Below are 13,758 nucleotides of genomic sequence, written 5' to 3' on the forward strand. Positions count from 1 at the left end.
TGGACTCGATGCAGGGCATGGACCACAGCCAGATGCAAGGCATGGACTCGATGCAGGGCATGGACCACAGCCAGATGCAAGGCATGGACTCGATGCAGGGCATGGACCACAGCCAGATGCAAGGCATGGACTCGATGCAGGGCATGGACCACAGCCAGATGCAGGGCATGGGTTCGATGCAGGGCATGGACCACAGCCAGATGCAGGGCATGGGTTCGATGCAGGGCATGGACCACAGCCAGATGCAAGGCACGGGTTCGATGCAAGGCATGGATCATGGCGACATGCAGATGCAAGGGGGGAGCGCGCCCGCGGATGCGCGCGACCCGCACGGTTACTCAGGGGGCTATCAGCTCGGCGTGGGTCAATACGCCATTGGTCCGCACCGTTCGCTGCACATGGCAGACGAACACCTATTTGCCTCGGTACTCGTTGACCGGCTGGAATGGGTCAAGGGAAATGAGAGCAATGCCGCTGCCTATGAGGCGCAAGCGTGGATTGGCAGCAGCTTTAACCGCCTCGTGATCAAGGCCGAAGGCGAATCCGAGAGGCGCAAGATCCACGAGGCGCGGACCGAATTGCTGTGGGGTCATGCCATTGCCACCTATTGGGACACGCAGCTGGGTATCCGCAACGATGCCGGCTATGGCCGGCCAACCCGAAACTGGCTGGCCTTCGGTATCCAGGGCCTGGCGCCATACTGGTTCGAGGTCGACGCTACTGGCTATATCGGCACCGAAGGTCGCACTGCGCTGCGCCTGTCAGCCGAGTATGAATTGCTAATTACCCAGCGCCTGATCCTGCAACCCCGAATCGAGGCCAATCTTTATGGCAAGAACGATCCCGAGGTCGGCGTGGGCAGCGGGCTTTCCAGCGGTGCCGTGGGTCTGCGCCTGCGCTATGAGTTCAGCCGTCAGTTCGCTCCCTATATCGGCATTGAACGGTACCAAACCTTTGGCAATACCGCCGACATGGTTCGCACCGCCGGCGGCCGAAGTGGCGAAACCCGTTTTGTAGCGGGTGTTCGCATGTGGTTCTAACCACGTATTTCAATCCACACTCATATTTGGAGTTCACCATGCAAGCGCCCCGCTTCACCATTCGTGCCGCTCTGGCAGCCGCCGCTGTGCTGGCTAGTACTGCAGCCTTCGCCCATCCAAAGCTGGTATCGTCCATGCCCGCCGACAAGGCCGAGGTGGCGGCGCCGCAGAAGATCGAGCTGAAGTTTTCAGAGAACCTCGCGACCCAATTCTCCGGGGCCAGCCTCGTCATGACCAGCATGCCCGGCATGGCCAACCATGCGCCGATGAAAATTGCCGCCAAGGTTGCCGGCAGCGACGACCCCAAGACCATGGTGATCACCCCGGCCCAGACGCTGGCGCCTGGCAGCTACCGCGTCGATTGGCGTGCAGTGTCGTCCGACACGCACCCGATTAATGGCAACATCGCGTTCACCGTGAAGTGATCCGCCGATGGACTGGGCAACTGTTGCAGTGCGTTTCGCACTCTATTTCGACCTGACTGCACTGTTTGGTCTGCCGCTGTTTGGCTTGTACGCACTGCGCCGTGAGGAAATGGCGTCGCCAACGGGTGCGCGCTTTTTGACGCTTGGCGCGGCGGTCGCGGCCCTGGGCATCGTCCTGTCGCTGGCCAATATCACCATCATGGCCAAGGGCATGACCGGTGCCGCATCCTACGCCGAACTGCAAGGCCATGTCTTCGAAATGATTGTGACAGGCACCGCGTTTGGCGCGGCCTGGGTTGTGCGACTCGTTGCCCTGGTCCTCTGCGTGCTGGTCGCGTTGTTTGTCCGCAAACGGCCAGAACTTCAATTCTGGGTTCTGGCTGCAGCGGGCGGCGTCGCGCTGTCCACGCTTGCCTGGGGCGGCCATGGCGCCATGGATGATGGCATTCGACGCTACATTCACCTTGCCTCGGATATCGCGCATCTAATGGCCGCCGGCGCATGGGTCGGCGCTCTGCTCGCGTTAGTGTTGTTGTCGCATCCCTCTGCCACACCTGCCAAGGTTGCCCTACTGAGCCGCACCTCAAACGGCTTCGCTCAGGTGGGTACGATCGTTGTCGCAACCTTGGTCATTACCGGCGCAGTGAACTATTGGTTGATTGTCGGTCCGGTCTTGCCGGAACTGTCGCTGAACTCATACGGTGGACTGCTGGCGTCCAAGCTGGCGCTGTTCGGTACCATGCTCGCCCTTGCCGCGGCTAACCGTTTTCATCTGAGCCCGCGCCTGGAGCATGCCGTACGGACGGGCGACCATGCCGTCGCCGTTCGTACCTTGCGGCGCAGCCTGATGTTCGAGACCATTGCGGCAACGCTCATTCTGGCTCTTGTCGCCTCGCTCGGCATCCTATCCCCCGCGGGCATGTAGCCACGTTTTCACGAACCGCGCAGCAAGGCTGCGCTTGTCTTGCTCTCAAACAACCGCCAAGGAGATGCCATGAAGACGCTCAAGTCGTTGCTGCTGGTGTTGGGGCTGTCGCCGATGCTGGTGTGGGCTGCCGGCAGCATGGAGGGCCATGCGAGCCCAGCTAGCGCCAGTAAGTCCGCTGCCGGTCAGCCGGGCAAGCCGGCCAAGGTCTCACGCACGGTTAACGTGACCATGAGCGACACGATGCGGTTCGCGCCCGACTCGATTCAGGTCAAGCGCGGTGAAACCGTGCGTTTTGTCGTGCGGAATGTCGGCAAAGTGGAGCACGAAATGGTGATCGGTACCGCCGCTGAGTTGAAAGAGCACGCGCAGATGATGCGCAGCATGCCTGATGCTAAGCACTCTATCCCGAACCAGATTATGCTCGCACCTGGCAAACAAGGCACACTGGTGTGGCAGTTCGACGGTCCTGGGACCGTCGACTTCGCTTGTCTGGTGCCGGGCCATTTCGAAGCCGGCATGGTCGGCAAGGTGGCCGTCAAGTAAAAAGCGCGACGACGGGTGCGTCCGGCGGCGAACAAAACGGCGCACCGATGCTGAGGGTTCGACAGCGTAGGTTGGGTCATGGTGCCGCCGTGGCGGACCCGTTTCCTTGCGCGTGATCCTCCCCACTTGGAAGCGTTGACTTGTGGGGCATGACGTGGACCACATTGTTACCTGTCCAGAATGTAACGTTTGGGCAACGTTATCGTTGGAATGCCCTGATTAGACTAGATCGTGCGGCAACTCGCGTTTGGGTGCCGGTAGCCTTGCCAGTTGCCCACAGATCAGCGCAGCACCAAGCTGCGTGCGTCCTTGGCGCGGGTGGAAGTCGGGTTGTCGCAAAGGCGGGTCCGTTAGACCTTGCCGCACATCGACAGGGAGTCTCATTATGACTACCACGCAGGCTTTACGGATCGCACTGGCACTCTCTGCCTTCGGCATGGCGTCGGCGTGTGCGCCTTTGCCACCTGCTAGGGCCGATTTGTATGGTACCGTCGCTGCCGTCGAGACGGCGACTCGGTCGATCACGCTGCGGCCAGGTGCGCGATACGTTAATGTCACCTCTGGAGAAACCGTTGCTTTCCGGGGCGCCAACCGCACGGTGGCTTGGACCTTTATGACCACAAGTAGTGGACGATCGGCAGTTGCGCTGAACTTCCTTTTGCCGGATCTGCCGGAAGCCAAAGGCATCACGGCCATCATCGCGCCAAGCCCGCTCTATCGGGGCAGCTCATGACGTATTGGTTGCTTACTGGACGCTGTGCCAGACGACCACTTCGACAGCCCTCCCCCACGCCGCATCCGGACCAGTAGGCGGTGGAACGTCCGCCTTGGTCCGATGACTTGGCGCTTGCAGACCCGAGGGGCACCGCCGGGTCTAGCCATATCGCGGCATACTGCGCAACTGCAACGCATAGCCTTCAGTGCGCAAGTGCGTTTGCAGACCAGCCTAATGCAATTTAGCGAGAGCATGCAAAAAGTCACTGCCCCGCGGCGTGATGTGCAGACGATCGCCGTAAGCCAATTTTTCCAGATGCACCAGCTGCCGCTCAATCAATGCCTCGATCGACGCGTGATCGAGGTCGGCGAGATTGGGGGCTGCGTCGTCGATCAGCATAAGGGTGGCCACTTCATGTGGTGTCAGCATCGTAGTCTCCCAGGACCCCTAGAAGTGAATCGGCGGATGGTTCCGCTCTCGTGGCGACGCGTTTCAGCATTCATTCAATGACCGCCGTGCAGACACGTCAAGGTAAATCACCGGCGCTGGGTCTACCATATGGCAATGCTCGACTTTCCATAACGGCTATGAGACTCGTCTTTCACCGGCGAGGCCATCCAGACCAGCCCCTGCATGGCATGCGCTACTACTCGATCATTGGGGCGGCGCTGGTCGTGCTTGGGCTTTTGTATCTCTTCTGGACGACGTAAGGGGATTAGTGCGGCGCAGCGTTCGCCGATCTTCGCCCACGACGAGTCATCGGCGTAGCGGCACGCGTGTTCGAGCCGTTTCGACGGCGCGCGACCGCTGCTCGCCTACAGCTGTGTGCCACGCGCGAGCGGGCAGGCAGGCAAGAGACAGAAATTACCAGGCGCGATCCAAGCGCCTGAATACCAGCAAGCCGGCCGCTCAACGCGACATGTTCGTCAGCTGTGGCGTACACACCGCGACAGCTCGTGCAGGGTCACTGCAGCAGCCCAGGCTAGGCTCGAAACGGACGTAGGCGCCATCGCTGACCGGAGCGCCTGCTTGCGGTGTTTGCTTGGGTCGCTACTTCGGGCTCGCATACTGCGCGGTCGCTTCGCGCTGCGCTACTGCCATTTTCTCAGGCCAAGTGCTCTTGATGTACGCGAGCACGGCAATGATGTCGTCATCCGACATCGACTGGCCGAAGGCTGGCATGTCACTGACATAGCCTCTCGGCGCGGTCACGCCGGCAACGAGCCCGTTCTTGGTGATGGCAAACAGCACCGCGTCCGCATGGTGCCAGGTATGACCCGATGCATCATGCGGGGGCGCCGGCATCCGGCCATTTGCGAGCCGCTCGCGCCAGTTAGGCTGGCCTTCGAGCTTGACGCCATGGCACGACGCGCAGGCCTGTGCGTACAGCTGCCTGCCGCGACCGAGCTGCGCGGCATCCGTGGCATCGATGCGCAGTTGGCGCCCTTCCCTGAGCGTCTGCGGTCCACCGGAGGGTGGCTCCAGATAGCGTTTCGCCTTGAGCGCGACCCCGGTGGCCGCCGCGGCGGCCACCACCAACACGCAGGCCACGATCCAGCGCGACTGAGTTGACTCTTCCATGTCCTTTGTCTGGCAGTTCTGAAGTTCTGGCAACGCTTACCCGCGCAGCCCCGCTGCAGTCCTAGTCTTTCGAGAATGGCTTGCCGCTAAAATCCACTGTCACAAGCTTTCCGTCCATCTGCCCCATGCCTGGCGAGTTTGCCGGCATGCCGGGCACTGCGACCCCTTTCAAGGTCGGCTTCGCAGCGAGCTTGCGCACCGCTGCTGCCGGCACGTGCCCCTCCACCACCTGCGCGCTGCCATCGATCACCGCGGTATGGCAGGAGCCGAACTGGGTCGGGACGCCGAGCCTGGCTTTGACCGCCGTCATGTCGGACGAATCAATGACCTTGGTCTGGATGCCGGCCTGGTTCACGTGTTTGACCCATTCTGCACAGCAGCCACAACTGGGATCCTTGTACACCGTTAGCGTCGGCGAGGCCGCTTGCGCGCCGGTGGCGGCCGCGAGCAATGCGGCAGTGGCCAAGAAATACTTCATGGATTCTCCGAAAAACATCATGTCAATAGACAAGTCAGCACCGGTCGAGTGCCTCATCGCCAGCTTAAATCTCTGCCTGCCGCAGGCGTAGCGCATTGGAGATCACCGAGGCCGAGCTCAGGCTCATTGCCAACGCGGCAATCATAGGCGAAAGCAGCAAACCGGTGAACGGGTACAGCACCCCTGCCGCTAACGGTACTCCGAGCGCGTTATAGATAAACGCGAAGCCAAGGTTTTGTTTCATGTTGCGAATGGTTGCCTCGGATAGCTCGCGTGCGCGCGCAATGCCACGCAGGTCGCCTTTGACCAACGTCACCTGCGCACTGTTCATCGCCACATCGGTGCCGGTGCCCATGGCGATGCCCACATCCGACTTGGCCAGCGCCGGGGCATCATTGATGCCGTCACCGGCCATGGCGACCACCGCTCCGCTTTGCTGCAGTTGGCTCACCAGTTGAAGCTTGTCCGCGGGCTTCACTTCGCCGTGGAACTCCGCAATGTCCAGCCTTGCGGCCACCGCCTTTGCCGTGGCCACGCCGTCGCCGGTGGCCATGACCACGCGGATGCCTTCGGCCTTCAGGGCCGCCAGCGCCTCGGGCGTTGAGCCTTTGACGGGATCCGACACCGCAAGCAGGCCGGCCAGACGGCCATCGACGCCGAGATACATAACGCTCGCGCCTTGTGCGCGCAGCGTATCGGCTTGGGCGCGCAGCGCCTCGGTGTCGATGCCGTCGGCTTGCATCAGCGCCGTATTACCAATGGCGAGTGTCTTCCCACCGACCGTACCGCGCACACCGATGCCCGTGCTCGATTCAAAGTCCTGTGACTTCTCCAGCGCCAAGCCACGAATGCGGGCCGCCTTAACCAGCGCCGCGGCCAGCGGATGTTCGCTGCCCTGGTCCAGGCTCGCCGCCAGCCGCAGGACTTCGTCGTCGGCATAGCCATTGGCGCCAATTGCACGCTCGAAAGCCGGCCGCCCCTCGGTCAGGGTACCGGTCTTGTCGACGATCAGGGTGTCGACCTTGCGCAGGTTCTCGATCGCGGCGGCGTCGCGGAACAGCACGCCGTTGGTGGCGCCCTTGCCGCTGGCAACCATGATCGACATCGGCGTGGCCAGCCCCAATGCACAGGGACAGGCGATGATCAAGACCGCAACTGCATTGATCAGACCGAACACCCAGCTGGGCTGTGGACCGAACAGGCCCCAGGCAAAGAACGTCACCACGGCGACGCCGATGACGCCGAGCACGAACACGCCCGCGACCTTGTCGGCCATGCGTTGCATCGGCGCCTTTGAGCGTTGCGCCTGCGCCACCATCTGTACGATCTGGGAGAGCACTGTTTGTGCGCCAACCTTCTCCGATCGGATGATCAGGCTGCCTGAGGTATTCATGGTGGCGCCAATAACGGGGTCGCCCTCGCGCTTGGTGACCGGCATCGGTTCACCGGTGATCATGGATTCGTCCACCGAACTGCTGCCTTCGGTCACGATGCCGTCGACGGGCACCTTCTCCCCGGGCCTTACGCGCAACAAGTCGCCGACATGCACATGAGTGAGGGGCACATCCTCCTCGGCGCCATCGCGTCCGATGCGGCGCGCCGTCTTGGGCGCGAGCCCGAGCAACGATTTTATCGCTGCGGAGGTTTGGGATCGCGCCTTAAGTTCAAGCAGCTGGCCGAGCAGCGTCAACGAGATGATGACGGCGGCGGCCTCAAAGTACACGCCGATGCGGCCGTGGGCGGCAAAGGTCTGCGGGAACGCATCCGGTGCCACGGTTGCGACCACGCTATAGGCATAGGCCGCACCCGTGCCCAGACCGATCAGCGTCCACATATTGGGGCTGCGATGCAGAAACGACTGGATGCACCGCACGAAAAAGGGCCAACCCGCCCACAGCACCACCGGCGTCGACAGGACCAGTTCGACCCAGCTCTGCGTCGCCGCCTCCATCCACCCAAATCGATGCCCGAGCATGGCCAACACCGTGGTCACCACCGTCAACGGCAGCGTCCACCAAAAACGGTGCCGAAAATCCACCAGCTCCGGATTCTCGGTCTCGTCCAGGTCCGGCAACAGCGGCTCCAGCGCCATGCCGCATTTCGGACAGTTGCCGGGATGATCCTGCCGGATCTCGGGGTGCATCGGACAGGTGTAGATCGTGCCGGGAGGCCCCGATTCCGCATCGGGGGCGGCTGAAGGGGCCGCGGTAGGAGCTGCCGGAGCCGCGGCGTGCTTGGCCGGGTCCGCCTCGAACTTGCGCTGACACGATGCACTGCAAAAGTAATAGGGAATGCCAGCGTGTTCGCTGTGGAATGCCGAGCCGGCCGACACCACCATGCCACAAACCGGATCCTTGGCGGTGCCGACGCCCGACACTGGGCTGTCGTGCGGCGCACCGTGGCGATGGGAATGGTGCTGGTCAGCATGCGCGCCAGGACCGGGGCCTGTTGCCTTGTCAGGGTGGCCCGCTTTCGGTGGGTGGCGCTGGCTGCTGGGTTCATTCATGGAAGGCCTCCTGTTAGTCGTGGCGCTGTCCGTCCACTGAGTCGCCGCCCTCTTTCGAAGGCGCGCTGCGCCCGTGGCCGCCGTGGAATAGATGCATCAACGGGCACAATAACACTAGTGCAAACGGCAACCAGGAGGCAACCGCGCTCCAACGGGGCATCCCGAGCGCGATGGCGGCGAAGATTGCCAGGGCGGCGAGGACGATCCCCCAACGCAGCGACCAGCGAAACCGACCGACTTGGCCGGCGATGGCGCCGTGATGCGTCGATTGGGAATGACATGCTTTCATGACAGACTCCTTACTTGACCATGACGGGAAGCTGACCGGCAGTCAATCGCCGCGCCCAGCTTTCTTGTGATAACGGTAGAGCTTCCGATAATGGGAAGGTCAAGCCGGTTCGCGTCAACATTGCGCCAGGTCAAAAGGCCTCACGGTGATACACTGCCGGCAAAAATGCACACCATGACTGACACCATCCGCATCCTCATTGAGCGCTGGAAGACCGATCCCGCTGGCGCCTATCAAACCTGGTTTCTTTGGCCGGAGCGGCTGAAGAATTTCCGCTCGATTCGGCGTGGCATCGGCGCGGTGGTCGACGAGATCCAGGCCGGTACATTCGGCAACGCGTATCGGGGCTCATCGCTCGAGACCGTGGTGTCGTCAATCGCAGAGCAACGGCAGATTTTCAAAGGCGCGGATCACGCCTTTCTGTGGAAGCCAAAACTGCGCATTCCAGATATCTATGAGCATGCCGACAATCAGCGTGCCTTTGCCAGACTGCTCCATACCTGCAACTGCTGTGACACCGAATCCGAAGTCCTTGATGCGATTCGTCAGCTGAGCAGCCTCGGCATCAAGGGTCTCGGGCCGGCGGCGGCCAACCTGCTGTATTTCATTCATCCCACGCTGGTGATGCCGTTCAACACCGCAATTGTCAACGGCTATAACGCCTTGACCGGATCGGCGGTCAAGCTTGGCAAATGGGATCACTATCTGGCGATGCGCGAGGGGGTACTCACCCTGAATCAGTGTTATCGGGATTTGCTCTCCAATGACCTTGGCGCGATCGCGGGCCTACTGTTTGACATCGGCATGCAGCGCTATCCGCTGCCACCGCGGCAAGCGCAGGCCGACGATGTGGCCGTCTGGCAGCAGGAACTGGCCAAGGTGCGCGAGCAGGCTGCCGCGCTTGCCAGGCAGATTCAGCTGGGGCAGGCCGAAGACGCCACCCATACCGAAGTGCAGGGATGGCTGCGCGATCTCGGCAAGTCGCTCGGCTTTGCCGTTTGGATTGCCACCAACGACCGAAGTCGGCTGTACAACGGCGAGCCCTTGAGTCAGGGCTGTCTCTCAACGTTGCCGCCGGCGCTGCTGGTGGCAGGAGGCGATACCGTTCCATGGATTGACACCGTCTGGCTAAATGCCACCACACTCGAGGTCGAAGCCGCCTTTGAAGTCGAACATACCACCTCCCTCTATTCCGGTATCGTGCGCTTGCTCGATCTTGCCCTCGGCTCCGACCCGTCCGCCCGCAAGCATCTTTTCCTGGTCGCGCCGGATGATCGCGAAGGCGACGTGCGCGCGCAATTGAGCCGCCCGGCCTTTAGCCGCGTCTCGGCACTCAATATCCGCTATGTCCCCTATTCCAGCCTGCGCGAGCATCGCGAAAGCATTGCGCGCTTTGGCAGTGGCTTAAAGCCGATCGAGGCCATCGCGAGACAGTTGTGAGTCCGGTCCTGGCGGTGGTCGGCGACGGCGCGGGCAAGCTTTCGGGCCCTGGTGCGGCGCGGCGCTGCCTAGCCGGACGTCGGCCCGCAGCCCCCACGCGAGTAGCAAGCTGACCGCCCACGCCACCCAGAGGGTTGCGAGCGTGTGCGACAAGAAGTGCGCGCCCTGCGCCATGCGCGCCGCGCCAAGCGTGCCGCCCAGCAGCAGTCCGCCAGCCAGCCCAACCCACGCCCAGCGACGGCCGGCAGGACGCAATGCGATCCCCCAGACGACCCAGAGAAAGCCGGTAGCGGCGTGGCCGGCAGGAAAGCATTGTCCCGGCTTGACGTCTGCTGGCAGCGGATCCAGCAACCGCATATAGGGCAAGCTGCCGCCGAATTGAGCCATGTCCCAGGGACAGTGGCGTCCCGTCATGAGCTTCAGGAGCGTGACGCTCAACGGGATCACCACCATGCCCGCAGCGGCAAGCAACGCATTGCGACGCGGCAGCCAAGGCAGACGCCCCCGCCAGCCCAGCCAGCAGACACCCATGGCCGCGGCTACGGCGACGTAAGTGAGCCACTTCGCGCCCTTGTGGAGCACCGCTTCAAATAGCCAGTGCTGGCGCAACGGGAAGACCGTCCGACCGACATCGTAGAAACGGCCCTCGAGCCAGAGGTCGAGTTCGGTGCGCTGGAACACGTAGGCCAGCACCAACGCGGCCGATGCCAGCATCCACCATTGCTGGCGCAGCCAACGCTGACTGGCGGGCGTCTGAACCAACGGCATTTCTCTCATGGGGGCATTATCCGTTGCGGCAGCGTGCCGACAAATCCATGGTGGCATCCCGGGTCTGGGTGCGGATATCCAGCAGGCCCAAGACCGTGGAGAATAAGTGGTCATGCGTGGCGGGTTCGCGCGCCCGCGCCCGCAGGCAGGAGACATCGAGCCGCATGCGCTGGGCGAATGAGGCTGAGAACCACATCACCATCGGTACCTCGGTCTGCTCCCGCGGAGCAATCGCGTAAGGCATGCCATGCAAGAACAGTCCGCGCTCTCCCAGCGACTCGCCATGGTCTGATACATAGATCATGGCCGTGTCATAGCGCGCCTCGAGTTGTTCGAGCCAGTCGATGGTGCGTGCGAGCACATAATCGGTGTACAGCAATGCATTGTCGTACGCGTTGCGAATTCGCTCTGGGGTACAGCGCGAGAGATCATCGGTGTCGCAAGTCGGACCGAACTGCGCGAATCGGGCCGGATACCGCCGGTAGTACGCGGGACCATGATTGCCAAGTTGGTGCAGGACCACGACCAAGCTGCCAGGTAGCTGGTGCCGCAAAGCTTCCGCCCCGGCTAACAACACTTCATCCAGGCAGCGGTCGCGATCGCATAACGCCGACATAGCCTGAGGATCCGGCTGCCACGTGGGCAGGCCTGCGCAGACGCCTTTGCATCCTGATTGATTGTCTGCCCACCCAACCTTCATTCCCGCTCGTCCGATGACGTGTAGCAAAGACTCGCTGGCCTTGATGGCATCTTCGTCGTAATTGCGCCGTCCCTGGGGCGAGAACATACAGGGCAACGACACCTCGGTATTGGTGCCGCAACTGGTGACTTGAGCGAAATTGATCACAGCGCGCTGCGCCAGGTTCGGCGTCGTGTCATGGGGCGACCTGCCACTGAGCCCCCAGTCCGCCGCTCGTGCGGTTTCTCCCACGACCACGACGAAGAGCAGGGGCTTGTTGTGCTCGCTCCAGCTAGCGCCGAGCCGGGCGTCGGTGCCAACCGGCTGGCGCGGCCGGTTCGCGGTACTGGCATCGCGTGCCAGCGCCCCGGTGAAGGCGTACACCACATTGACCGGCGCGAGCAGATAGCGGATCTCTTTATGATTGCGCATCTGGGCTGCGAAGTCCTTAAACACCAAGGACAGCGTCCCCACGCCGGCAACAATCGCCACCAAAATCGCGACCAGGCGCAGGCCGACGCTTCGTGTCAGTGCGCGCTGGCGCAGCGTCACCCAGGGCAACAACAACAATGGTGGTAGTGCCAAGAGCGCGATGCTGCCCATCATACGCAGCGTTAGCAACTCGCGAGCTTCCGCCACGTCGGTGCGCAGCACATTGCGGGCCATGCTGGGGTCAAGGTAGATGCCGTATTGACCCATGAAATAGCTGGCACCGGCGGCCACTACGACCAAAATTGTCAGCAACGGTTTGGCCGTCCAGCGGTTTATGAACGGCGCCAGCAGCACAAAATGCGCCGTGACCAGCGCGGTGCCCACTGCCACGCCGTAGCCCAGATCACGGAGCCCGCTCAACGTCCGTTCGGCAAATAGCGCCCGCCAGAACGGACCGTTCAGGACGAGAACAAAGTATAGGCAGAAGCCGAGTAGCAAGGTCTCGACGCCGACCTCCAGACGCCAGGCGCGACCCACCCAATTTGCGCGCGCCCCGCTCGGTGGTGTGTCGGGCGAAGCCGGGTCACGGCGCGACCGGTTTAGATTCGGTTCTATCATTGGCGCATGGCGCGAAAGGCGGGGCATTACCAGCCGCAGGCGTTGCAGTACGCAACGCTGTGTTGAGCCAGTGGTGGACAAAAAGAATCGCGCCGAAGGCGCGATGATCACTCGCTGGGCTGGGTGCGGTCCGACCGCTGCAGCCTATGCCGTCTGCCTAGATCAGGCCTGGTCCGACCCGAGCCGGCGCATCGGCAAGGCTGAATCTCGGCGCGTGCGCAAGCACGATAACGGGTATCGGGAGAGTTTCCCCGATACCCGCCCCGCGTCAACGCACCGGCCCACCGAGCGGCCCATCGCCCCGACGAGTCGGCGCGTTGCCGAGATTTAGGCGCCGTCGCTGAACGTGTCGCGAGGGCCTACGGCGTGGCTACCGTCGGTGAACGGGTCCCGCGTGCCCATGGCGTGACTGCCATCGGTGAACGGATCGCGCGTGCCCATGGCATGCGCTCCATCGGTAAAGGTATCGCGCGGCGAATTGACGCCAGCGTTCGCGATGCCCGCGACGCCACCAAGGGTTGCCACGGTCAATGCCACCAAGGCAGTCTTCTTCAATGTACGCATTCTATTTCTCCTTGTTTCGATAGTGGCTCAGTGAGCCTGCATTTGCAGTGTAGAAAGATGTACCCCACCAGGGCCTGACGACAAAATTACAAATGTGTCATGTTGTCACTCCTGGCAAACCGGCCATTCTTAGCCACCGGTAAAGAGCTTGCTGCGCTCGATATAGACGCGCACGCCTTGGGCGTTGGGCATTGCCGGGAACAGGACGCCAAGATCCACGGATTTTCCTTGAACAAATTCGGCGAACGTCCAGGTGGCCTCCTGCGCGCCGCTGCGGAAGGTAACGGTGTCGCCGGAGGCCACATTGACAGACTTCAGGCCGGGAGCGAGCGTCACCGCGCGTGCGGCCGTGTTCGCCGGCGCCAGGCTACCGAAGAGCGTCGCCTGCGGCCCCAATGGGGTAGCAGCCTGCGCCGTAGCCATTGCGCTGGGCACTGTGAGCGATGCCGATGAGCTGGCTTGGTCGGCGGCTTGCCGCCGCACGTGCTCCGCCCAGTTGTCGCCCGCATTGGTTCTGGTCTGGTCCGCACTCCACGCCGGTGAACTGGATAGGACGGAAACGGCCGCCAGCGCCAATGCGGTCAAAGCGGTCTTCTTGGTGTTCATGATGCGCTCCATAACGTTTCGAGGCGTAACCTCTTAAGTGTCATGGTAGGCAACCGGCACTCACGCGGACGTTACTCGCGAATTACATCCCCGTAAGCTTTCCCGCATCCATCTGCGCCGCAGAAATGGGTACGTCGGCGAGGCTA

15 protein-coding genes are annotated in these 13,758 nt (G+C 62.3%); 6 read left to right on the top strand and 9 right to left on the bottom strand.

Features of this window, described 5'->3' with window-relative positions; all coding sequences use genetic code 11:
* Positions 1–8: 8 nt before the first annotated feature.
* The 5 genes from AC1Q7H_RS27455 to AC1Q7H_RS27475 all read left to right on the top strand — a co-directional run bounded on the left by AC1Q7H_RS27455 (position 9) and on the right by AC1Q7H_RS27475 (position 3,669).
* The gene (locus AC1Q7H_RS27455; RefSeq protein WP_492381942.1) at positions 9–1,040 is read left to right on the top strand and encodes a copper resistance protein B; all 1,032 of its coding nucleotides are present in this window, start codon (positions 9–11) and stop codon (positions 1,038–1,040) included.
* A 38-nt stretch (positions 1,041–1,078) separates the two neighbouring features.
* The gene (gene copC, locus AC1Q7H_RS27460) at positions 1,079–1,465 is read left to right on the top strand and encodes a copper homeostasis periplasmic binding protein CopC (RefSeq protein ID WP_053823086.1); all 387 of its coding nucleotides are present in this window, start codon (positions 1,079–1,081) and stop codon (positions 1,463–1,465) included.
* Positions 1,466–1,472: 7 nt separating this feature from the next.
* Positions 1,473–2,390 carry a copper homeostasis membrane protein CopD gene (copD, locus tag AC1Q7H_RS27465; RefSeq protein ID WP_492381921.1) on the top strand — a complete coding sequence of 306 codons (918 nt, stop codon included), beginning with the start codon at positions 1,473–1,475 and terminating at the stop codon, positions 2,388–2,390.
* A gap of 69 nt (positions 2,391–2,459) precedes the next feature.
* Positions 2,460–2,936: a cupredoxin domain-containing protein gene (locus tag AC1Q7H_RS27470; protein WP_053821774.1), complete on the top strand. Its 477-nt coding sequence runs from the start codon at positions 2,460–2,462 to the stop codon at positions 2,934–2,936.
* 385 nt (positions 2,937–3,321) lie between these two features.
* The gene (locus AC1Q7H_RS27475; RefSeq protein ID WP_082371461.1) at positions 3,322–3,669 is read left to right on the top strand and encodes a CzcE family metal-binding protein; all 348 of its coding nucleotides are present in this window, start codon (positions 3,322–3,324) and stop codon (positions 3,667–3,669) included.
* 213 nt (positions 3,670–3,882) lie between these two features.
* Here AC1Q7H_RS27475 and AC1Q7H_RS27480 read toward each other — a convergent pair whose 3' ends face one another.
* The 5 genes from AC1Q7H_RS27480 to AC1Q7H_RS27500 all read right to left on the bottom strand — a co-directional run bounded on the left by AC1Q7H_RS27480 (position 3,883) and on the right by AC1Q7H_RS27500 (position 8,505).
* Positions 3,883–4,080, bottom strand: a complete 198-nt coding sequence (locus AC1Q7H_RS27480; RefSeq protein WP_082371627.1) for a hypothetical protein — start codon at positions 4,078–4,080, stop codon at positions 3,883–3,885.
* A 621-nt stretch (positions 4,081–4,701) separates the two neighbouring features.
* On the bottom strand, positions 4,702–5,232 hold the full coding sequence (locus AC1Q7H_RS27485; protein WP_053821772.1) for a c-type cytochrome: 531 nt from the start codon (positions 5,230–5,232) through the stop codon (positions 4,702–4,704).
* A 61-nt stretch (positions 5,233–5,293) separates the two neighbouring features.
* Entirely contained in the window at positions 5,294–5,743 is a 450-nt protein-coding gene (locus AC1Q7H_RS27490; RefSeq protein WP_492381922.1) for a DUF411 domain-containing protein, read from the bottom strand.
* Between the two features lie 31 nt (positions 5,744–5,774).
* Complete coding sequence (locus AC1Q7H_RS27495) at positions 5,775–8,216, bottom strand: heavy metal translocating P-type ATPase (protein ID WP_492381923.1); 2,442 nt, start codon at positions 8,214–8,216, stop codon at positions 5,775–5,777.
* 13 nt (positions 8,217–8,229) lie between these two features.
* Complete coding sequence (locus tag AC1Q7H_RS27500) at positions 8,230–8,505, bottom strand: DUF2933 domain-containing protein (RefSeq protein WP_492381924.1); 276 nt, start codon at positions 8,503–8,505, stop codon at positions 8,230–8,232.
* Positions 8,506–8,679: 174 nt separating this feature from the next.
* Here AC1Q7H_RS27500 and AC1Q7H_RS27505 point away from each other — a divergent pair, with 174 nt between their 5' ends.
* Entirely contained in the window at positions 8,680–9,945 is a 1,266-nt protein-coding gene (locus AC1Q7H_RS27505) for a type II restriction enzyme NmeDI-related protein (protein ID WP_492381925.1), read from the top strand.
* Here the strand turns inward: AC1Q7H_RS27505 and AC1Q7H_RS27510 are convergent.
* The 4 genes from AC1Q7H_RS27510 to AC1Q7H_RS27525 all read right to left on the bottom strand — a co-directional run bounded on the left by AC1Q7H_RS27510 (position 9,910) and on the right by AC1Q7H_RS27525 (position 13,612).
* Positions 9,910–10,722, bottom strand: coding sequence for a phosphatase PAP2 family protein (locus AC1Q7H_RS27510; RefSeq protein ID WP_439673182.1), 813 nt, complete (start codon positions 10,720–10,722; stop codon positions 9,910–9,912). The two genes, AC1Q7H_RS27505 and AC1Q7H_RS27510, sit on opposite strands and share 36 nt — an antisense overlap.
* 7 nt (positions 10,723–10,729) lie before the next feature.
* On the bottom strand, positions 10,730–12,361 hold the full coding sequence (locus tag AC1Q7H_RS27515; RefSeq protein WP_492381926.1) for a phosphoethanolamine transferase: 1,632 nt from the start codon (positions 12,359–12,361) through the stop codon (positions 10,730–10,732).
* Positions 12,362–12,769: 408 nt separating this feature from the next.
* Positions 12,770–13,006, bottom strand: a complete 237-nt coding sequence (locus AC1Q7H_RS27520; protein ID WP_062799411.1) for a hypothetical protein — start codon at positions 13,004–13,006, stop codon at positions 12,770–12,772.
* A 129-nt stretch (positions 13,007–13,135) separates the two neighbouring features.
* On the bottom strand, positions 13,136–13,612 hold the full coding sequence (locus tag AC1Q7H_RS27525) for a CzcE family metal-binding protein (RefSeq protein WP_439673180.1): 477 nt from the start codon (positions 13,610–13,612) through the stop codon (positions 13,136–13,138).
* Between the last annotated feature and the right edge of the window lie 146 nt (positions 13,613–13,758).

The sequence above is a fragment of the Cupriavidus sp. GW823-FHT06D04 genome (genome assembly GCF_058795055.1).